Here is a 20,385-nt window from a genome sequence, read left to right as displayed (position 1 = left end):
GGATTTGGAATGGTGGTCCGCGACAAGCCTTGGCTCTTCCGCACCTATGCGGGGCATTCGACGGCGTCGGAGTCGAACAAGCTCTACCGGTCGAACCTTGCCAAGGGCCAGACCGGCCTGTCCGTCGCGTTCGACCTGCCGACCCAGACCGGATACGACAGCGACCACCCCCTCGCCCGCGGCGAGGTGGGCAAGGTGGGCGTGCCCATCTCGCACCTCGGCGACATGCGCACCCTGTTCGCGGACATCCCGCTCGCGAACATGAACACCTCCATGACCATCAATGCCTGCGCGGCCTGGCTGCTGTCGCTCTACATCGCGACCGCCGACGAGCAGGGCGCGGACCGCACCAAGCTGCAGGGCACCACGCAGAACGACATCATCAAGGAATACCTCTCGCGCGGCACCTATGTGTTCCCGCCCGCACCCTCCATGCGCCTCACCAAGGACACCATCATCTTCACCACCGGCAATTTGCCGAAGTGGAACCCGATGAACGTGTGCTCCTACCACCTGCAGGAAGCCGGCGCGACGCCGGTGCAGGAGCTGGCCTTCGCGCTCGCGAACGCCATCGCCATCCTCGACACCGTGAAGAAATCCGGCGAGGCGGAAGGCCCCGTGTTCGGCGAGGTGGTGGGCCGCATCTCCTTCTTCGTGAACGCGGGCATGCGGTTCATCACCGAGATGTGCAAGATGCGCGCGTTCGTGGATCTGTGGGACGAGATCTGCGTCAACCGCTACGGCATCACAGACGCCAAGCAGAAGCTGTTCCGCTACGGCGTGCAGGTGAACTCCCTGGGCCTCACCGAGCAGCAGCCGGAAAACAACGTCTACCGCATCCTCTTGGAAATGCTGGCGGTGACCCTCTCCAAGAAGGCCCGCGCCCGCGCCGTGCAGCTCCCCGCCTGGAACGAGGCCCTGGGCCTGCCGCGCTCGTTCGACCAGCAGTGGTCGCTGCGCATGCAGCAGGTGGTGGCTTACGAGACCGACCTGCTCGAATATGGCGACATCTTCGATGGCTCCACCGAGATCGACCGCAAGGTGGAGGAACTGAAGGAAGAGGCGCGCGCCGAGCTCGCCCGCATCGACGCCATGGGCGGCGCGGTCGCGGCCATCGAGAATTCCTACATGAAGCAGGCGCTGGTGGAATCCAACACCCGCCGCCTCGAGAACATCGAGCGCGGCGACCAGGTGGTGGTCGGCGTCAACCGCTGGACCGAGAGCGAGCCATCGCCCCTCACCACCGGCGAAGGCGCCATTCTCACCGTGCCCGAGGGCGTGGAGGCTGAGCAGATCGCCCGCCTTCAGGCCTGGCGTGAGGCCCGCGACGGCAAGGCGGTGGCTGTCGCCCTGGCGGACCTCAAGAGCGCGGCCCAGGAAGGCCGCAACATCATGGATCCCTCCATCGCCTGCGCCAAGGCTGGCGTGACCACCGGCGAGTGGGGCACCTGCCTGCGCGAGGTGTTCGGCGAATATCGCGCGCCCACCGGCGTCGGCCGCGCCGCCCGCGTGGATACGCAGGGCCTGGAAGAGGTCCGCAAGAGCGTGGATGCCGTCTCCGAGAAGCTCGGCCGCCGGCTCAAGTTCCTGGTGGGCAAGCCCGGCCTCGACGGCCATTCCAACGGTGCCGAGCAGATCGCCGTGCGCGCCCGCGACTGCGGCATGGAAGTGGTCTACGAGGGCATCCGCCTGACCCCGGCCGAAATCGTGAATGCCGCCCTCGAGGAGAGCGTGCACGTGGTGGGCCTCTCCATCCTCTCCGGCTCCCATGTGCCGCTGGTGCGCGACGTGATGGACCGCATGCGGGCCGAGGGCCTTTCCGACATTCCGGTGGTGGTGGGCGGCATCATCCCGCCGGAGGACGAGGCCCAGCTCAAGAGCTTCGGGGTCGCGGCGGTCTATACGCCGAAGAACTTCGAGCTCAACCGCATCATGGCCGACATCGTGTCCATCGTGGACGGCGAGACCAAGCAGGCGGCCTGACGGACAAAAAAAGGGGGGATGGTCCCCCCTGAACCGCACATCCTGCCCTGTCTCCTCCTTCAAGGCGCTCCCTTTTAGAGAGGAGACAGGCGGCAACGGGGTGGGAACACTCAAGCCGGTGCCGGCGCCATGACCGGCACGGCGATGTCGACGGATGCCAGGGCCTGCGGGGCGCAAACCTTGTCCGACCGCTTCAGCTCCCGCATGACAAGGGGCCGTGACGGCAGCTCCAGGACCGGCCGCTCCCGATCCGCATTGCCGCGTGCCCGGCACCCCAGCCACACCATCGGAAAGACGCATTTCGCAATGGCATGCGGCCCCCGGAAATGCCGTGGCGCAACCGCCTGCTGACGTGAAGGGATAAGCGGCGCCACCCATTCGGTGCCAAGCTCCGCAATTATCCCTTTCGAGAACTCCCATGGGCTTCCTGATCCAATTGGCCAATGCCAGCGTGCTGGCCGTCATCCTTCTTGTGTTCGCTGTTCAGTTGGCCGCGCGTGAGGTGGGACTGTGGGTCGGCCACCGCCGGCACCGCCTCAATCCCGACGAGCAGGAGACCGCCGGCGTGCTTGTCGGCAGCATGCTCGCGCTCCTGGCCTTCGTGCTGGCCTTGACCTTGTCCTTCGCCAACGGCCGGTTCCAGGAGCGTCGCGAACACATCGGGCATGAAGCCAACGCCATCGGCTCATCCTGGATGGCAGCGCGGGTCATCGGCTCCCCTGAGAGCCTCGAGATTGCGCGCCTGCTGGTGGACTATGCCGAGCAGCGCAAGAACTATGTGGAAGCTCCCCCGAACGCCGCCGTGCTGGACGCGATCACCAGCCGCAGCGATGCGACCCAGGCCCGGATCATGGACCAGCTCTCCCTCATGGTGCGCGAGCGGCCCGACGCGATCAGCGCGTCCATGATGAACAGCCTGAACGACACCTTCAGTGCCTCCACGGGGACGCGCTTCGCCTTCAGCTCCCATATGCCGGAGGAACTGTTCTGGCTGCTGATCGGCATGTCGGTGGTGAGCATGGCGGCGCTGGGATACCAGATCGGCCTCCGCGGCCAGAGGGCGCTCGCCCTTTCTGTGCTTCTCACGGCCATGTGGACCATGGTCATCGTGGACATTCTCGATCTCAGCTCGGCGCGCGTGGGCAACGTGCACAACGATACCCGCGTGTTCAACTGGACGCTGGCCTCGTTCCAAAGCGACACCCCGCAGCCGCCCGCGCACTGAGCGGCAGGCTACCCGCCCGCCGGGCGCCCGCTCACCACCGTGCGGATGGCGAACGACGACTGGATGCGCGCCACCCCCGGCAGGCGCGAGAGCACCTCCTTGTGCAGGCGCTCGTAGTCCGCTGCGTTCTTCACCTCGATCTTCAGGATGTAATCCGCCAGCCCGGTCATGAGGTAGCAGTCCGTCACCTCCGGGCAGCGGCGCACCGCCGCCTCGAAGCGGTTCAGGAACTCCTCCGTCTGCCGGTCGAGGGTGATCTGGGTGATGACCACCAGCCGGTCGTCCGTCCCCGCGCGGGCGAGCAGGGCGGCATAGCCCCGGATCACGCCGCTGCGCTCCAGCTGCCGCGTGCGCCGCAGGCAGGCGGAGGGCGAAAGGCCCACCTGCGCCGCGAGGTCCGCATTGGAGATGCGGCCGTCGCCCCGCAGAACCCGAATGATGCGCTCGTCCACGTCGTCGAGGGTCGGCATGGCAGGATCTTCCGCAAAACGGCAGAAAATTGCAACGCTTCAGCGCCCCCGCGCAACTTCTGCCGCCGATTCGTCTGAAATGCCGCGTCGCGAGGCGTACACTTTCCAATAATCAGTCAGCTTTGCACCGGTGAGCCATCATGCGGATTCTTATTCTCGGCAGTGGTGTGGTGGGCGTCACATCCGCGTACTATCTCGCGCAGAAGGGCCATGAGGTGACCGTGCTCGACCGCCAGCCGGCAGCGGGCATGGAAACCTCCTTCGCCAATGCCGGCCAGGTCTCGCCCGGCTATTCGGCGCCCTGGGCCGGCCCCGGCATTCCGCTCAAGGCCATGAAGTGGCTCATGATGCGCCATTCCCCACTGGTGATCCGCCCCGGCCTCGACCCCAGGCTCTATTTCTGGCTGGCGAAGATGCTCGCCAATTGCACCGAGGCCGCCTATCGCCGCAACAAGGCGCGCATGGTGCGCCTCGCCGAGTTCAGCCGCGACGCCCTGCGGGAGCTGCGCGCGGAAACCGGCATCGCCTATGATGAGCGCGCCAAGGGCACGCTGCAGCTGTTCCGCACGCAGAAGCAGCTCGACCATGTGGGTGACGACACCGTGGTGCTCGACGCCCACGAGGTGCCCTACGAGGTGCTGGACGTGGCCGGCTGCATCGCCGTGGAGCCGGCGCTGGCGCGGGTGCGGGAGAAGTTCGTCGGTGGCCTGCGCCTGCCCGGCGACGAAACTGGCGATGCCCACCTGTTCACCCAGCGTCTCGCGGCCATCGCCCAGCAGCGGGGCGTCTCCTTCCGCTACGGCGTGAGCGTGGAGCAGCTGCGCGCAGAGGGCGGGCGCATCACCGGCGTGGAGCTGAAGGGCGGGGAGGTGGTGAGCGCCGACCTCTACGTGGCCGCCATGGGCAGCTACACGCCGGCGCTGCTGCAGCCGCTCGGCATCGACCTGCCCATCTACCCGGTGAAGGGCTATTCGCTCACCCTACCCATCACAGACCCGGCAGCGGCGCCCGAATCCACGGTCATGGACGAGACCTACAAGATCGCCATTACCCGCCTCGGTGACCGCATCCGCGTGGGCGGCACGGCGGAGCTGGCGGGCTTCAACCTGGACCTGCCGGAATCGCGGCGGCAGACCCTCGCCTTCTCGGTGGGCGATCTCTTCCCCGATGGCGGCGACCTCTCCAAGGCCACCTTCTGGACCGGCCTGCGCCCCATGACGCCGGATGGCACCCCCATCGTCGGCCCCACCGCCTATGGGAACCTCTACACCAACACCGGCCACGGCACCCTGGGCTGGACCATGGCCTGCGGCTCCGGCCGCGTGCTGGCGGACCTCATCGGCGGGCAGGCGCCGGACATCGCCTCCGACGACTTCGCCGTCTCCCGCTACGCGGCGGCCGCCTGAGGAAAACTCAGCCCGGGCTCCGGCCACCCGGAGCCCGATCGGCGCCCCAGGCCGCGGCCGGGGCGCCCGCCTGCTCCAGCTCAATGGCGAAATCCACCGCCCGCGCGATGATCTGGTCGACGCGCTCGATGCCGCTCACCTGCGCCGCCCGGCTTGGTGCCACCTCCGCCAGCATTTCCCCCGCGCGCGGCTCCCACGGTGAACGCAGCAGGCCGCGCAGCCGCCCGTCGCAGGGCGCCACCACCAGCGCGGTACCCACGAGGCCGATCATCTCCCCCGCCTGCACCCGCTCGCCGATGCTCCGCTCGCTCCGGAAGACGCCGCCCACCGGGGCGCGCACCGCCTGTTCATAGCGCCCGAAGGCGCGCGGGCCGCCCTGCGCCGTCCCCGCCCGCAGCACCGCGCCCGGGTCCGCTCCGCCGATCTCGATGACGAGGTCGCAATCCACCCCCGCCGCGGCGCCCGGCCCGAGCACAATGGAAAGTTCCACATCGCAGCCCTCCGCGCCGCCCCCTCCCTCGCAGCGCGCGTCCACCACCACGTCCCAGGGCCAGCGTCCGATGGCGGCGAGATGGGGATGGGTGAGCAGCGGCACGAACATGCCGCCGGAAAGGCCGGCGAGCAGGTCCGCATCGCAGGTCGCGCGCCGCGCCTCGACGCCGCCGAGAGTGGCCACGCCATCCCACCACGCATCCGCAAAGGCCATCTTCCGCCGCAGCACCGGCGCCGGTGCCGGCTGGTGGAGCGCCACCGCATGGCCGGACAGCAGCAGCGTGCGGGCCACCGCCGAGGCCAGCTCGTTCACGCCGCGCACCAGCACGCAGCTCTTGTCGGGCATGTCCTCCTCCTGCCGCAGGGCGATGCAGGCCCCGATGCGCTCCGCCACCACATCCGTGTCGCATCGTGGGCAAGCAAAGGCGGTGCCGCTTCAGGCGGCAGCGCTATGAGCGCAGGACAGCAGGGCCACAGATCGGAGGACCGGCGCGCAGCTTGCGGGCGAGAGGCGATGGAGCGACACCAGCCTCCACATCCAACGCCAGCGCTGCATCAGGGATGAACGCGCCGCCCGCCCCTGCCCTGCCATCGCCGCGCGACGGAGCGCATCCGCCCCACTGTGACCGGGCGGAAGAGAAATGCGATGCAAACCGCGCGCGGGCCACGCAAAAAACGGAAGTGGCCGGCCGCTGCGACCCGGCCGGCCACCTCACGAGGCATACCGCGCGATCAGGCGCTGAGTTCCGCCGCGGTCTTGCCGACCTGGCTCTCGTCGACGGCGTTCAGGATGCCGTGCTCCATGAGCAGGTCTTCCAGTTCGTCCATGGTGATCGGCGTCGGGATGATGCCGTTGCCCTTGTTCTCATGCACCTTGGAAGCGAGGTTGCGGTAGTGCTGGGCCTGCTCGCTTTCGGGCGCATATTCGATCACGGTCATGCGGCGCAGCTCGGCGTGCTGCACGATGTTGGCGCGCGGCACGAAGTAGATGAGCTGGGTGCCGAGCTTCTTGGCCAGGGACTCGGCCAGCTCATATTCCTTGTCGGTCTTGCGCTCGTTGCAGACCAGGCCGCCCAGGCGCACGCCGCCGGAATTGGCGTACTTCAGAATGCCCTTGGAGATGTTGTTGGCCGCATACATGGCCATCATCTCGCCGGACATGACGATGTAGATTTCCTGGGCCTTGTTCTCGCGGATGGGCATGGCGAAGCCGCCGCACACCACGTCGCCGAGCACGTCGTAGGACACGTAGTCGATGTCCTCGTAGGCGCCATTCTCCTCAAGGAAGTTGATGGAGGTGATCACGCCGCGGCCGGCGCAGCCCACGCCCGGCTCCGGGCCACCCGACTCCACGCAGCGGATGTCCATGAAGCCCATCTTCATCACGTCTTCGAGTTCCAGATCCTCCACGGAGCCGGCGTTGGCGGCCAGCGAGAGGATGGTGTCCTGGGCCTTGGCGTGCAGGATCAGGCGGGTGGAGTCGGCCTTCGGATCGCAGCCCACGATGAGAATCTTCTGACCCATCTGCGCGAGGGCGCCGAGCGTGTTCTGGGAGGTGGTCGACTTACCGATGCCACCCTTCCCGTAGAAAGCAATCTGCCTCAGGGTCATGCTCGTCTCCTGCTTCAAGAGCACCCGCCGTTGCCGGCCACGCTGGCCAGAACAGGGCATCACACGACGAAATGCTGCGATGTTCTTGAGCAAGAGCAATGCCAGTCCTCCATTTTTCTTGGCATTAAGCAAGGCGGAAGAGGCCACCCCGGGGCTTTATGAATATAAAACAATTGGTTATGCCTCATGACGGGCACCACGACGCGTCATAGCCAAACGCTATGATCTCTTTTTATATGACGATTGAAATGCGCGCCCGTATCCTGAAATGACATCCAGGGCGCCCCCTTCCCCTTGAGATCACGTAAATTTCCGAGAAACCTCCGCTCTCATGGCATAGCCGGGACCAATGTCGGCAAGGCACCGTGTCGTTGGAAATGTTTTTCCTTTGCGCAAGCGGTCGTGTCCGAAAACACACACCGCTGTCACAAAGCACACAGCGGCAGATTGCCGAAAATGGAACCTTCCTATACGTCCGACATGCCATCATATGTATTCCGACTATATCGCGCCTACAAACTCGCGCGCACATCGCGCCCGTGCCGCCCCCGCGCGCGATATGCTAGGCTCAAGCAGAAGTCAGGGAGCCGGCCGCGCCGCGGAAGTCAGGATGGGTTCTGCCACCAAGATCGATGCCATGCTCGCGCTCCGCTCGGAGGGGCGCTTCCTGGTGGGGCGGGACCGCATCGCCATCCTGGAGGCGGTGGCCAGGCACGGCAGCATCACCGAGGCGGCGAAAGCCCTCGGCTTCAGCTACAAGACCGCCTGGGACGCCGTCGCGGCCATCAATAACCTGATGCCCCGCCCCGTGCTCATCGCCAGGGCGGGCGGCAAGCGCGGCGGCGGCGCCACCCTGACCGAGGAGGGCCATCGCCTCATCGCCGCCTTCCGCCGGCTGGAAGAGAAGCTCGCCCGCATCTCCACCCTCATTGCCGAGGAGGGGCTGGACGGCCCCACCGATCTGCTGTTCTGGAGCGTGGCCATGAAGACCAGCGCCCGAAACGTGTTCCACTGCACCGTCACCGACGTGCGCCGCGCACCGGTGAACGTGGAGGTGGTGCTGAAGGTCTCGGAAGCGCATTCCATCGTCGCCGTCATCACCAACGACAGCGCGGACGACCTCGGCATCACGGTGGGCCGCGAGGTGATGGCGCTGGTGAAGGCCTCGTTCGTCATGCTCGCGCGGCCGGAGCCGAAGCCTCGCCTCTCCACCACCAACCTCATCTGCGGCACGGTGCTGGAGCGCATCGACGGCGGCGTCAATACCGAGATCGTGGTGGATCTCGGCAGCGGCAAGACGCTCACATCCATCATCACCCGGTCCGGGGCCGACGAGTTGGAGCTCTCTGCCGGCGCGCAGGTGTGCGCCTTCTTCAATACCTCGCAGGTCATCCTCGCCGTGGACTGACAGGCCAGCGGACGAACGACGCCGGATCTGCGGCAGCCGGACTTGCCGCAGCCCGCCTGCGGAATACGTGTGCGGCGGACGACGCTTCCGTCGCCCGCCGCACATCCGAGGCCGACTCAAGGCGGACCCGCACCCATGCCGCGCTTGCGAATTCCCGGAGCCGGAGAGCAAGGATCGCCCCGGGTCCTCGGACAGCACGGCATGATCGGCACGAAGCCCGGCCGGGTGGGCCGCCCCGGTTTCCACCCCCGCCGCAGGCCGTTGAACCTCGACCGCGACGGAACGCCGAACCTCCGCAAACGCGAAGATCAGGCTGCGAGGTCACCCATCAGCGCGTCAAAGACGGGACGGGGCAGCCGGAAGAAGCCGCGGCCGTTGGCGCGCGCCTGATAATATTGCGTATAGCCCATATAAAGCTTGTTGTACCATTCGCGCGGCGAAAGGCTCTGAGGCTTCGCATCGATCGTGAAAATCTCCGCGCTCGGAAGGAAGCGCACATGGATCATAACTTCATCAGTCTTATCGCCAATGGCAACCGTAGGCTCCGTAATCGTCGCGAGAGCGGTCATCATTCAACTCCGGAAGGATTATGACTTTATTATACGCCACACGATACGTAATATATTTTTGTTATATAACGCGTCAAGAGCGAATGCATACTGCGGCCACGCCGAGCTCCACGCCCCCGACAGCGTTGATTATGAAGGATGCGACCGGAAAGCCGCCCTCGCCTTGAAGGAGATCAATTTTCGCGAAAGCGACCCCCGCGACACCCCGCCCTGCGCCCGCTGCACTGCCAGGGCGCTCTCAGGTGGCCCCCAGGGCCTCCCCGGCACACCGCCTGCGCCCGCAGACCCCGCTCGCCTATTGCGCCGCCCTACCGCGAGACCGCGGGCACGCGCACACCGCCGCCCGGCAACGCCGGCTTGCCGGCATTGCCCACGGCATCGATGATCGCTCCGCCCAGCTCCTCGGCAAGGCACGCGTAGCCCTTGTCGTTCATGTGGAAACGATCCCAGGAGAACAGGCCCTTGAAGCCGGCGGGGTCTTCCACCGCCCACTGTTTCATCATGGCGTAGCGGCGCAGCAGCGGCACGCCGCGCTCGCCCGCGGCGTCATCCACCGCGCTCACGAAATGCTCGTAGCGGCCCACATCCAGAATCAGCGGGAAATATTGCTGATCGATCACCACCACCGGAATGCCCGCCCCGGCCGCCGCCTCCAGGCCTCGACGCACAAGGGCACCGAGCTTCTCCGGCGTGCCGCCAAAGATCACATCGTTGGTGCCCACCTGCCAGAGCACGAGGTCGGGCTTTTCGCCATGGGCCAGAAATGCCTCCAGGCGCTTCACCGTGGCCGGCGCACTTTCCCCGGAGACGCCGGCATTGGTGATCTCCACCCGCCCCTCCCCCAGCGCCCCCACCAGAAGATGCGCGAGCTGGGCCGGATAGGTCGCCTCGGGACGCGATGCGCCGACGCCTGCGGTGCTCGATGAGCCGATCGCAAGGATACGCAGGGGCGCCCCCGCCCGCAGCCGCTCCGCTCCCTGGCCGCCCAGCGCCAGAGCCGGGGTCGGGCGCACTCCGGCAGGGCACGCCACTGCCGGCACAGCGAACAGAACCGCTCCAAGCAACACGAGAAAACGCACGGCAGCCTGCGCCATCTCCGCAACGCGGCGACCCCCGCGATCATCCGAAGCGGTACGCTGCCGCTCACGTTCGCGAGTGTCTGTTTTGCGAGTTGATGTGTAAGGTGCGGGCACTTGAGGGATCTGCCTGATCCGAAGAAAGCCCACTGAAATGGCGGGAGTGACGGGGCTCGAACCCGCGACCTCCGGCGTGACAGGCCGGCGCTCTAACCAACTGAGCTACACCCCCAACCGGCGCCGCGCAGTCCGTAGCGCCGTGGAGGAGCTCCTGATAGGGCAGGAGCCACCGCGCCGTCAAGCGAGGTTCCTCGTTTTTGTGACAAGGGTGTGGAGAACTTTGCCGGCATTGCGCGCGGAGCGGCACCAGAGCGTGATTTCTGAAACGCACGCCCAAAGCGCCGTCAGGCCCACTCGTCAGCCCCAGCACCCCGGCACGGTTCTCGAGTGCCATTGGATTTACCGAAAAAGATTCGCGGCGCGGAGAGGAGCGCATATTCGACCAGGCGCGACGCACTCGCCGAGACCACCCACACTCCAATGCCCACGACCAAGGATCGCCGCCCACACGCAGCGACGCGAGCCCGTACGCAAACGCCGGATTTTGGGTCGACCGCAGCTGCAGAAAATCTCGCAAGACATTGCGAATGGTGGTGGGCGGTGACGGGCTCGAACCGCCGACCCTCTCGGTGTAAACGAGATGCTCTACCAACTGAGCTAACCGCCCACCGGCGGCATGCGCCGTTAAATCATCCCCCGCCGACAGCGGCAAGACCGCCTGGGGATAAGGCCATGCGCGACACGGATAACTGCGTCACGCGCCACCGCCCCGCCTACCGCCAGCGCTGCCACGGCAAGAGGCTGCGGGTCAGACATTCGGACGGCCGCCACCTCGCCCTCGCCCGTCTGCACGGCCTGAGGCAGCCTCACATAGCGCCACCTCGCGTAGCAAACAAAAGCGAGCCGGCCGCCTGGCCGAAAGGCTGACAGGCGGCCGTCCAAAAGCGAAATGGAAGATCCTTCGTCGTTTCGGACGCCGCGCCACCGCTGCGGCGCCCGAAACACGGGATCACTCGTTGACAGCTTCCTTCAGGCCCTTGCCGGGGGTGAACTTCGGCGCCTTGGAGGCGCTGATCTTCACCGGCTTGCCCGTGCGGGGGTTGCGACCTTCGCGGGCGGCGCGGGTCACCACCGAGAAGCTGCCGAAACCGATCAGCTTGACTTCCTCGCCCTGCTTGAGCGCCTTGGCGATGATGTCGAAGGTGGCGTCAACGGCAGCGGCAGCAGCCGTCTTCGTCAGCTTGGCCTCCTCAGCCACCGCGGCGATCAGTTCGTTCTTGGTGGTCATCTGACCATTCCCTTCCGTTGTCAAAACGCGAATCGTGAGGGGCAGGGCCCCGACGATCGGCGCGAGCATCACGGAAAATACGGCATTTGCAAGCACCATCCGCTTCAAACCCGCGCCAATGCACGATTTCCAGCATTGCAACAGCGAAAAAAAAGCGGGCGACCCATGATCCGGATCGCCCGCCAACATCTTCTAACCCCTTGTAATCAAACACATGGGCCTCCGTCTTCACGGAGCCGCCCGCCGCAGGCACCCACGCCGGTGCCGCGACAGGAAAATGAGCCGGCAAGGATATTTCCTTCCGGCTCAAATCCTCAGTGCGCAACGACTCCGGAGGAGTCTTCGCCGCCCACCGGGGCGTTCACCGGCTTCTCTTCCCAGGTGATGGGCTCCGGCGAACGCACCAGCGCGTTGCTGAGAACCTCGTCCATGCGCGACACCGGCACGATCTCCAGCGCGTTCTTCACATTGGCAGGAAGCTCCGCCAGATCCTTGGCGTTCTCCTCGGGGATCAGCACCTTCTTGATGCCGCCCCGCAGGGCCGCAAGGAGCTTTTCCTTGAGGCCGCCGATGGGCAGCACCCGTCCACGCAGGGTGATCTCGCCCGTCATGGCCACGTCGCGGCGCACCGGAATGCCGGTCATCACCGAAACGATGGCGGTCGCCATGGCGACGCCCGCCGAGGGCCCGTCCTTCGGGGTCGCCCCCTCGGGAACGTGGACGTGGATATCCCGGCGCTCGAACAGCGGCGGCTCGATGCCGAAGTCCACCGCCCGCGAGCGCACGTAGGACGCCGCGGCCGAGATGCTCTCCTTCATCACGTCCTTGAGGTTGCCGGTCACCGTCATCTTGCCCTTGCCGGGCATCATGAGGCCCTCGATGGTCAGCAGCTCGCCGCCCACCTCGGTCCAGGCAAGGCCGGTGACAACACCCACCTGGTCCTCGGTCTCCATCTCGCCATAGCGGTAGCGCGGCGCCCCGAGGAAATCCTCAAGGTTCTTGGCGGTCACCTTCACCGACTTCTTCTTGGAGAGCATGAGCTCCTTCACCGCCTTGCGGGCGAGGGTGGAGATCTCGCGCTCCAGGTTACGCACGCCCGCCTCGCGGGTGTAGCGCCGGATCACGGTGGTGAGCGCCGCGTCGTCGATGGACCATTCCTTCGTCGACAGGCCGTGCTTCTGCAGGGCGTTGGGGATCAGGTGCTTGCGCGCGATCTCCGCCTTTTCATCCTCGGTGTAGCCGGCGATGCGGATCACTTCCATGCGGTCCAGGAGGGCCGGCGGAATGTTCAGCGTGTTCGCCGTGGTCACGAACATCACGTTCGAGAGGTCGTAATCCACCTCAAGATAGTGGTCCGCGAAGGTCTTGTTCTGCTCGGGGTCCAGCACCTCCAGCAGGGCGGAGGACGGGTCGCCGCGGAAATCGGCGCCCATCTTGTCGATCTCGTCCAGCAGGAACAGCGGGTTGGCCTTCTTGGCCTTGCGCATGGACTGGATGATCTTGCCGGGCATGGAGCCGATGTAGGTGCGCCGGTGGCCGCGGATCTCCGCCTCGTCGCGCACGCCGCCGAGGGCCACGCGCACGAACTCACGGCCCGTCGCCTTGGCGAGGGACTTGCCGAGCGAGGTCTTGCCCACGCCGGGCGGGCCGACAAGGCACAGGATGGGGCCCGTAAGCTTGTTGGCGCGGCTCTGCACGGCCAGATACTCGACGATGCGCTCCTTGACCTTGTCGAGGCCGTAGTGCTCCGAGTCGAGCACCTCCTGAGCGTAGTTGAGATCCTTCTTGATCTTGCTCTTCACGCCCCACGGGATGGACAGCAGCCAATCGAGGTAGTTGCGCACCACGGTCGCTTCCGCCGACATGGGCGACATCTGCCGGAGCTTCTTCAGCTCGTGCGTGGCCTTTTCGCGCGCCTCCTTGGTGAGCTTGGTCCGCTTGATGCGGTCCTCCAGCTCCTGGAGGTCGTCCTTGCCGTCCTCGTCGCCCAGCTCCTTCTGGATCGCCTTCATCTGCTCGTTGAGGTAGTACTCGCGCTGGGTCTTCTCCATCTGCCGCTTCACGCGGGAGCGGATGCGCTTTTCCACCTGCAGCACGGAGATCTCGCTCTCCATGAGGCCGAGCACCTTTTCCAGGCGGTCGGAAACCTTCACGGTCTCCAGCACCGCCTGCTTCTCGGGAATCTTGACCGCGAGGTGCGAGGCGATGGTGTCGGCGAGCTTGGAGTGGTCGTCGATCTGGCCGACCACGCCCACGACCTCGGGCGACACCTTCTTGTTGAGCTTCACATAGTTCTCGAACTCATTCACCACCGAGCGGGCAAGCGCCTCCGCCTCCACCTGATCGCCGGGATCATCCTCGATCATGATGGCTTCCGCCTCATAGAGGTCGGTGCGGTCGGTGTAGCGGGAGACGTGCGCGCGCGAGACGCCCTCCACCAGCACCTTCACGGTGCCGTCGGGCAGCTTCAGCAACTGCAACACGGTCGCGAGCGTGCCCACGCCAAAGATGGCGTCGGGCGCGGGATCATCGTCGGACGCGTTCTCCTGCGTGGCGAGCAGGATGTAAGTGTCGCCGCGCATGACCTCCTCGAGGGCGCGGATCGACTTCTCGCGGCCCACGAACAGGGGAACGATCATATGAGGGAAAACCACGATGTCCCGCAGCGGGAGCACCGGGTAAGCTTGCGACACACCGGCAACGAGCGGGGGGCGCGGCTTCTGGCTCGTCATGACCCAATCCTTTCTTTGGTGCACACGCGAAGGCGCTGCCGCGCGTGCACGCGGCCGGGTTACCGGAACGGCTTTTCGATGCTGAAGCGGTGGACACCGCAGGAGGCATGAGGTCCGAGCACGGAGACCGGATCTTTCCCCAACAACATGGATACGCCAGCAGCCTGTTTCAAGGGCTGCTGCAGGCACCCCGGAAGAACGGCGCGGGGCGGGAGAAAAACGTCCAATCGATCAAAAAGCCTGGATTCCCCCGCGCTTGCGGCGCGGGGGAAAAATGCCGGAGCCGTGCCCTCAGGCACTGGCGCCCGCGTCACCGACGCGGTCCGCATAGATATAGAGCGGGCGCGCATTCTGCTCGACCACCTCGCGGGAGATGACCACTTCCTCCACGCCCTCCAGGCCCGGCAGGTCGAACATGGTGTCGAGCAGGATGCCTTCCATGATCGACCGCAGGCCGCGCGCGCCGGTCTTGCGCTCGATGGCCTTGCGGGCGATGGCGCCCAGCGCCTCCTCGTGGATGGTGAGATCCACGTTCTCCATCTCGAACAGGCGCTGATACTGCTTCACCAGCGCGTTCTTGGGCTCGGCCAGGATCTTCTTCAGCGCTTCCTCGTCCAGGTCGCCCAGCGTCGCCAGCACGGGCAGACGGCCGATGAACTCGGGAATGAGGCCATACTTCAGCAGATCCTCAGGCTCGACCTCGCGGAACAGCTCGCCGGGGCGGCGATCCTCCGGCGGGGCCACCTTGGCCGAAAAGCCGATGGAGGTGGAGCCCTTGGACCGCGACGAAATGATCTTGTCGAGCCCGGCGAAGGCGCCGCCGCAGATGAAGAGGATGTTGGTGGTGTCCACCTGCAGGAACTCCTGCTGGGGATGCTTCCGGCCACCCTGGGGCGGAACGGAGGCCACCGTGCCTTCCATGATCTTCAGCAGCGCCTGCTGCACGCCCTCGCCCGAAACGTCGCGGGTGATGGACGGATTGTCGGATTTGCGACTGATCTTGTCGATCTCGTCGATGTAGACGATGCCGCGCTGCGCCCGCTCGACATTGTAGTCGGCCGCCTGGAGCAGCTTCAGGATGATGTTCTCGACATCCTCGCCCACGTAGCCGGCCTCGGTGAGGGTCGTGGCGTCGGCCATGGTGAAGGGCACGTCGAGAATGCGCGCCAGCGTCTGCGCCAGGAGCGTCTTGCCCGAGCCGGTGGGGCCGATGAGCAGGATGTTCGACTTGGCGAGCTCCACGTCCCCATGCTTGGAGGCGTGATTGAGGCGCTTGTAGTGGTTGTGCACGGCCACCGAAAGGACCTTCTTCGCGTGGTCCTGGCCGATGACATAGTCATCGAGAACCTTGCGGATTTCCTTCGGGGTCGGGATCCCATCCCGCGACTTCACCAGCGAGGACTTGGACTCTTCCCGGATGATGTCCATGCACAGCTCGACGCATTCGTCGCAGATGAACACGGTCGGTCCGGCGATGAGCTTCCTGACCTCATGCTGGCTCTTGCCGCAGAACGAGCAATAAAGCGTGTTCTTGCTGTCGCTGCCGCCGGTCTTGCTCATCTTCGTCTCCTACGATCTATCGATACGGACACAAAGCGCGCCTGTGTCGTACAGATCACCAGTGGGGGATTGGGCCAAGCAAGAAGCTCGCCAATCCCGTTTCGGTCCCATTCGGGCTATGGCCGAACGCCAGCCAATCACCCTCCAACGGCGCGATCAAGGCAGCGGCGCGGGTTTCCCCGCGGCATCATGGGCGCTGGTTAAAGCGGACCACGGCCGCCCGCCGGGGCACCTGCCCCATCGCGTCGTCACTCGGCCCCGTCAGCCCTGGCCCTGCCCCTTTCGACATGGCCTTGAAACGCGACGACCCCCGCCATCAGAGGGCGAGGGCCGACACGCGGCATCCGATGCCGGCTTAGGGACATGCAAGCGCGATCTCGCACCGCACGCAAGGGGGACAAACAGGGACCATCCCCGGAGCGGATCAATTACCGCGCCGGACGCCCTGCCGCGGGCGCCCGCCGTGCCCCCGTCACGCGCTCTTGGGCGCCTCGTCCGTCGGCCGCTTCTCGATCACCGAATCGATCAGGCCGAACTCCTTCGCGGCTTCCGCGGTCAGGAAGTTGTCGCGCTCGAGGGCATCCTCGATCGCCTTCAGCTCCTGGCCGGTGTGCTTCACGTAGATTTCATTCAGCCGCTTCTTCAGGTTCAGGATTTCCTGCGCGTGCAGCATGATGTCCGTCACCTGGCCCTGGAAGCCGCCGGAAGGCTGGTGGACCATGATTCGCGCGTTCGGCAGGGCGAAGCGCATGTCCTTCTCGCCGGCGGTCAGCAGCAGCGAGCCCATCGAGGCCGCCTGGCCGATGCACAGGGTCGACACCGCAGGCTTGATGAACTGCATGGTGTCGTAGATGGCGAGGCCCGACGTCACCACTCCCCCGGGGGAGTTGATGTACATCGAGATTTCCTTCTTCGGATTGTCCGCTTCCAGGAACAGCAGCTGCGCCACCGCCAGGGTGGACATGCCATCTTCCACCGGGCCGGTGAGGAAGATGATGCGCTCCTTCAGGAGGCGCGAGTAAATGTCGTAGGCCCGCTCGCCACGGTTGGTCTGCTCGACCACCATGGGAACGAGGTAATTCATATAAGTATCGATAGGATCACGCATCTGATGCCCTCAGGCGCTGTCGGTCCAGATCAGCTCAAATCTGCTGTCCCGTCGCGCTGTCGTTTCTACGGCGCAAGCGGTGGCACGCCGAAGCGCGCCACCCGGGTTCATCCTGGACGATAGCGACCCGATTCGTCAGGCCGCCGCGTCCTCGTCGTCCACCTTGTAGAGCTCTTCCTTGGTCACCGGCTTCTCGGTGACGTTGGCGAGCTCCAGCAGGAAGTCGACGACCTTCTCCTCGAACAGGGGGGCACGCACGGAAGCCAGCGCCTGCGGATTGCTGCGGTAGAACTCCCAAACCTGCTGTTCCTGGCCGGGGAACTGACGCGCCCGCTCCACGACCGCGCGCGTCACCTCGTCGTCGGAAACCTGGATATTGTTGCGCTCGCCGATTTCCGCAAGGACCAGACCGAGGCGCACGCGCCGCTCGGCGATCTTGCGATAATCCACGCGGGCTTCCTCCTCGGTGGTGCCCTCGTCGGCGAAGCTGCGCTTCTGCGCGGCCAGATCCTGCTGGACCTGATTCCACACACCCTCGAACTCCTGGTTCAGGAGGCCTTCGGGCACCTCGAACTTGTGCAGGCCGTCGAGGGCGTCGAGCAGGGCGCGCTTCACCTTCTGGCGGGCGACGCCGGCGTGCTCGGCGCCGATGCGCTCACGCACCATGCCCTTGAGCTTCTCCAGACTCTCCATGCCCAGGGTCTTGGCGAACTCGTCATCCACGGCGACCTCGCCCGGAGCGGCAAGGGCCTTGGCGGTCACCTCGAAGGTGGCGGCCTTGCCGGCCAGCTCAGCCGCGCCGTAATCCTCCGGGAAGGTCACGGAGATGGTGCGGCTCTCGCCGGCGGAGATGCCCACCAGCTGGTCCTCGAAGCCGGGAATGAAGCTCTTGGAGCCAAGCAGCAGGTCGATGTCCTGCCCCTCGCCGCCGGGGAACTTCACGCCATCCACATAGCCAACGAAGTCGATGGTGACGCGGTCGCCGTCAGCTGCAGCGCCCTCCTTGGGGGCGAACGGACGGTTGCCCTCGGCGATGCGCTGGACGGTCTCGTCCACCTCGGCGTCGGTCACCTCAAGCACCGGCTTCTCGACGGCGATGGACTTGAAGTCGCCGAGCTCGATCTTGGGCAGAACCTCGATCTCGACGTCGTAGGCGAGATCCTTGCCGCCATCGAGCAGGCCCTGGCCCTGCGGATCCTCCTCCGGCAGGCTCACCTTCGGCTGGAGCGCCAGGCGGAAGCCGCGCTCCTCGACGATCTTGCCGTTGGTGTCGTTGACGGTCTGCTCGATCACTTCGCTCATGATCTGCTTGCCGTACACGCGCTTGAGGTGCGCGGCCGGAACCTTGCCGGGACGGAAGCCGTTGAGCTTCACCTGGCCCTTGAGCTCGTTGAGGCGCGCGTCGGCCTTGGCGTCCAGGTCCGCGGCGGGAACCACCACGCGGAACGCGTGCTTGAGGCCTTCGGCTTTGGTCTCGGTCACCTGCATCGTCTTGCCTTCACATCCTTGCCGCCGCGCCGGGCGGGAACTTGAGAATCCGGTGGCTCCCACGACGGACGCCGCGGCCACGCGATGGAGCGCGCCCCTCAGGGAGCGCCGACACCGGCCGCGCAAGCCCGATGCGCCCACGCGACACGGCGGGCTGCGGCAAAACGACCGGCTGCGACCTGGATGAAACCGGCACCGTGGTGCGGGCGGAGGGTTTCGAACCCCCACGACTTGCGTCACGGGAACCTAAATCCCGCGCGTCTACCAGTTCCGCCACGCCCGCGTGCCGCAGCCGACGGCCTTTGGCCTCGGCCACAGGCTGCCTGCCCCGTGCCGCCACGAACCATCGCCGCGGTCCCGCAAGGGCACGCGCCATGGGAGGCTCGACCCGGCGCGCGAACGCCGGTCGGGTCGCGGCTTATATCATGCTCTTCGCGGGGCGCAGCAAGAAAATGGTGCGGTTTCCCCGGCCGCGCAAGGCGCGCTGCGGATGACCCCGCCGCGCTGTGGCACGTAGGATGCGGCCGACGCGAATGCCGCTTGCCCTTTTCCGCGCGAGGTCAGTAAGGTCCCGGCAGCGACCCGGCGCCGACCCCAGGGGCAGCACGACCGGGTGCGCGGCCGTGCCCCTTTGGAGAGCTTCGCGTGAGCACGCACACCTTCTCCCGGCGTACCGTACTGAAGGGGGCGGCGGCCCTCTCCTGCTCCTCCCTCATCCTACCCGCGCTCACACCGCCGGCGGCGGCCCAGGGCCAGGGCGGCCCCAACGCCCTGCGGGCGGCGGAAGGCAGCCTTCCGGAGCTTGCCGGCCAGGGGCAGCTCGCGCTCTTCAACCAGGCCCTGCCCGGCCCCGTGCTGCGGGTGAAGAAGGGCGCCGCGCTCTCCGTCTCGCTCGAAAATGCGATGAAAGAGAACCTCTCGCTGGTATGGCAGGGCGTGCGCACCGCCGCGGGCACCGATCCTTCCGCGCCGGTGGTGGCGGCCGGGGCCAAGGCGGACATCGGCTTCACCCCGCGCGACGCCGGCACCTTCTGGTACCACGCGGCGGACCCCGCCCTCGCCCGGCGCGCCCTCGCCGGCGCCCTCGTGGTGGAGGAAGAGGGGGCGCCCGCCTACGAATCGGACCACGTCCTTTTCATCCAGAGCTTCCCGCCGGAGACGGGGCTGCCGCTGTTCCCGGTCAACGGCGCCATTTCGCCCACCTTCCAGGGCCCCGCGAGCGGGCGCACGCGGCTGCGGCTTATCAATGCCACGCCGCTGTTCCTGCGCATCCGCGTGAACGCGCCCGAGAGCTACGTGATCGCGGTGGACGGCCAGCCGGCCGAGCCTTTCGCGCCGAAGGATTCGCGGGTGCAGATCGCGCCCGGCGGGCGGGTGGACCTCGCTGTCACCCTCGGCGGCGCTGACCCCGCCATCCTCTCCATCGAGAGCAGCCAGGACCCGGTGCAGCTCGCCATCGTCACGCCGGTGGGCGCCGGCGGCACCGCGCCCAGCGGCCCGCCGGCCCCCCTGCCCGGCAATGGCCTGCCGGCCGAGCTGCCCTTCTCCGACGCCGCCCGCTTCACCTTCAAGCTGGAAGGCGGCGCGGCGGAAGCCCCCCCCCCCTCCCTCGGCAGCGTGAAGGCGGGACGCGTGGTGGTACTCACCCTGGACAACCCGCTCGACGCGCCGGTGACGGTGCGCATCGACGGCCACCCCGTGCGCCTGCTCGACGCCAATTACGACGGGTGGAGCCCATGGTGGCATGATACCGTTCCGGTGCGGGCGAAAGGCACCGCCCGCGTCGCCTTCAAGGCCGAGAACGCCGGCACGTGGTCGATCGTCGCCCAGCGCTCGGGCGACAGCGCCCGCGTGGCGGCCCGCACCTATCAGGTCACGGCCTGAGCCCTGCCGCGGGAACCGGCGCCCG

Annotated in this window: 15 protein-coding genes and 3 tRNA genes; 5 read left to right on the top strand and 13 right to left on the bottom strand. The window is 66.5% G+C overall.

Going from position 1 to position 20,385, the window contains the following annotated elements; all coding sequences use genetic code 11:
• The first annotated feature begins 9 nt into the window (after window positions 1–9).
• Both V5F61_RS02250 and V5F61_RS02245 read left to right on the top strand, forming a co-directional pair.
• On the top strand, window positions 10–1,983 hold the full coding sequence (locus V5F61_RS02250) for a methylmalonyl-CoA mutase family protein (RefSeq protein ID WP_393987135.1): 1,974 nt from the start codon (window positions 10–12) through the stop codon (window positions 1,981–1,983).
• Between the two features lie 418 nt (window positions 1,984–2,401).
• Window positions 2,402–3,208: a bestrophin-like domain gene (locus V5F61_RS02245; protein WP_393987134.1), complete on the top strand. Its 807-nt coding sequence runs from the start codon at window positions 2,402–2,404 to the stop codon at window positions 3,206–3,208.
• A gap of 8 nt (window positions 3,209–3,216) precedes the next feature.
• On the opposite strand, the gene V5F61_RS02240 is transcribed toward V5F61_RS02245, so the two are convergent.
• Window positions 3,217–3,678, bottom strand: a complete 462-nt coding sequence (locus tag V5F61_RS02240; protein WP_393987133.1) for an Lrp/AsnC family transcriptional regulator — start codon at window positions 3,676–3,678, stop codon at window positions 3,217–3,219.
• Between the two features lie 140 nt (window positions 3,679–3,818).
• Here V5F61_RS02240 and V5F61_RS02235 point away from each other — a divergent pair, with 140 nt between their 5' ends.
• Complete coding sequence (locus V5F61_RS02235) at window positions 3,819–5,084, top strand: D-amino acid dehydrogenase (protein ID WP_393987132.1); 1,266 nt, start codon at window positions 3,819–3,821, stop codon at window positions 5,082–5,084.
• Between the two features lie 7 nt (window positions 5,085–5,091).
• On the opposite strand, the gene V5F61_RS02230 is transcribed toward V5F61_RS02235, so the two are convergent.
• Together V5F61_RS02230 and nifH are read right to left on the bottom strand one after the other, a co-directional pair.
• Window positions 5,092–5,970, bottom strand: a complete 879-nt coding sequence (locus V5F61_RS02230) for a hypothetical protein (protein WP_393987131.1) — start codon at window positions 5,968–5,970, stop codon at window positions 5,092–5,094.
• A 338-nt stretch (window positions 5,971–6,308) separates the two neighbouring features.
• A complete protein-coding gene (gene nifH, locus V5F61_RS02225; RefSeq protein ID WP_394103996.1) occupies window positions 6,309–7,187 on the bottom strand; it encodes a nitrogenase iron protein in 879 nt (292 codons plus the stop codon).
• A gap of 610 nt (window positions 7,188–7,797) precedes the next feature.
• Here nifH and V5F61_RS02220 point away from each other — a divergent pair.
• Window positions 7,798–8,595, top strand: a complete 798-nt coding sequence (locus V5F61_RS02220; RefSeq protein WP_393990350.1) for a TOBE domain-containing protein — start codon at window positions 7,798–7,800, stop codon at window positions 8,593–8,595.
• Window positions 8,596–8,903: 308 nt separating this feature from the next.
• Here the strand turns inward: V5F61_RS02220 and V5F61_RS02215 are convergent, their stop codons facing one another.
• The 10 genes from V5F61_RS02215 to V5F61_RS02170 form a co-directional block, all read right to left on the bottom strand.
• Window positions 8,904–9,167 carry a hypothetical protein gene (locus tag V5F61_RS02215; RefSeq protein ID WP_393990349.1) on the bottom strand — a complete coding sequence of 88 codons (264 nt, stop codon included), beginning with the start codon at window positions 9,165–9,167 and terminating at the stop codon, window positions 8,904–8,906.
• A gap of 305 nt (window positions 9,168–9,472) precedes the next feature.
• Window positions 9,473–10,177, bottom strand: a complete 705-nt coding sequence (locus V5F61_RS02210) for an SGNH/GDSL hydrolase family protein (RefSeq protein WP_393990348.1) — start codon at window positions 10,175–10,177, stop codon at window positions 9,473–9,475.
• A 218-nt stretch (window positions 10,178–10,395) separates the two neighbouring features.
• A tRNA-Asp gene (locus V5F61_RS02205) sits at window positions 10,396–10,472 on the bottom strand.
• Window positions 10,473–10,891: 419 nt separating this feature from the next.
• A tRNA-Val gene (locus V5F61_RS02200) sits at window positions 10,892–10,967 on the bottom strand.
• 342 nt (window positions 10,968–11,309) lie between these two features.
• Entirely contained in the window at window positions 11,310–11,588 is a 279-nt protein-coding gene (locus V5F61_RS02195; RefSeq protein ID WP_234052210.1) for an HU family DNA-binding protein, read from the bottom strand.
• A gap of 314 nt (window positions 11,589–11,902) precedes the next feature.
• Complete coding sequence (gene lon, locus V5F61_RS02190; protein WP_393990347.1) at window positions 11,903–14,320, bottom strand: endopeptidase La; 2,418 nt, start codon at window positions 14,318–14,320, stop codon at window positions 11,903–11,905.
• Window positions 14,321–14,611: 291 nt separating this feature from the next.
• Complete coding sequence (gene clpX, locus V5F61_RS02185; RefSeq protein WP_393990346.1) at window positions 14,612–15,880, bottom strand: ATP-dependent Clp protease ATP-binding subunit ClpX; 1,269 nt, start codon at window positions 15,878–15,880, stop codon at window positions 14,612–14,614.
• 472 nt (window positions 15,881–16,352) lie between these two features.
• Window positions 16,353–16,988, bottom strand: coding sequence for an ATP-dependent Clp protease proteolytic subunit (locus V5F61_RS02180; RefSeq protein ID WP_393990345.1), 636 nt, complete (start codon window positions 16,986–16,988; stop codon window positions 16,353–16,355).
• A gap of 135 nt (window positions 16,989–17,123) precedes the next feature.
• Complete coding sequence (tig, locus tag V5F61_RS02175) at window positions 17,124–18,476, bottom strand: trigger factor (RefSeq protein WP_393990344.1); 1,353 nt, start codon at window positions 18,474–18,476, stop codon at window positions 17,124–17,126.
• Window positions 18,477–18,674: 198 nt separating this feature from the next.
• Window positions 18,675–18,759: transfer RNA gene (locus V5F61_RS02170), tRNA-Leu, on the bottom strand.
• A gap of 362 nt (window positions 18,760–19,121) precedes the next feature.
• Here V5F61_RS02170 and V5F61_RS02165 point away from each other — a divergent pair.
• On the top strand, window positions 19,122–20,360 hold the full coding sequence (locus tag V5F61_RS02165; protein WP_393990343.1) for a multicopper oxidase family protein: 1,239 nt from the start codon (window positions 19,122–19,124) through the stop codon (window positions 20,358–20,360).
• Window positions 20,361–20,385: the final 25 nt, after the last annotated feature.

This window comes from Xanthobacter sediminis, assembly GCF_043195015.1.
Classification (GTDB): domain Bacteria; phylum Pseudomonadota; class Alphaproteobacteria; order Rhizobiales; family Xanthobacteraceae; genus Xanthobacter.
This window is presented reverse-complemented; position numbering and strand designations above follow the sequence as displayed.

Coding starts and splice junctions, on each gene's coding strand:
- V5F61_RS02250 (WP_393987135.1), top strand. CDS start 10: ATGGTGGTCCGCGACAAGCCTTGGCTCTTCCGCACCTATGCGGGGCAT.
- V5F61_RS02245 (WP_393987134.1), top strand. CDS start 2,402: ATGGGCTTCCTGATCCAATTGGCCAATGCCAGCGTGCTGGCCGTCATC.
- V5F61_RS02240 (WP_393987133.1), bottom strand. CDS start 3,678: ATGCCGACCCTCGACGACGTGGACGAGCGCATCATTCGGGTTCTGCGG.
- V5F61_RS02235 (WP_393987132.1), top strand. CDS start 3,819: ATGCGGATTCTTATTCTCGGCAGTGGTGTGGTGGGCGTCACATCCGCG.
- nifH (WP_394103996.1), bottom strand. CDS start 7,187: ATGACCCTGAGGCAGATTGCTTTCTACGGGAAGGGTGGCATCGGTAAG.
- V5F61_RS02220 (WP_393990350.1), top strand. CDS start 7,798: ATGGGTTCTGCCACCAAGATCGATGCCATGCTCGCGCTCCGCTCGGAG.
- V5F61_RS02215 (WP_393990349.1), bottom strand. CDS start 9,167: ATGATGACCGCTCTCGCGACGATTACGGAGCCTACGGTTGCCATTGGC.
- V5F61_RS02195 (WP_234052210.1), bottom strand. CDS start 11,588: ATGACCACCAAGAACGAACTGATCGCCGCGGTGGCTGAGGAGGCCAAG.
- lon (WP_393990347.1), bottom strand. CDS start 14,320: ATGACGAGCCAGAAGCCGCGCCCCCCGCTCGTTGCCGGTGTGTCGCAA.
- clpX (WP_393990346.1), bottom strand. CDS start 15,880: ATGAGCAAGACCGGCGGCAGCGACAGCAAGAACACGCTTTATTGCTCG.
- V5F61_RS02180 (WP_393990345.1), bottom strand. CDS start 16,988: ATGCGTGATCCTATCGATACTTATATGAATTACCTCGTTCCCATGGTG.
- tig (WP_393990344.1), bottom strand. CDS start 18,476: ATGCAGGTGACCGAGACCAAAGCCGAAGGCCTCAAGCACGCGTTCCGC.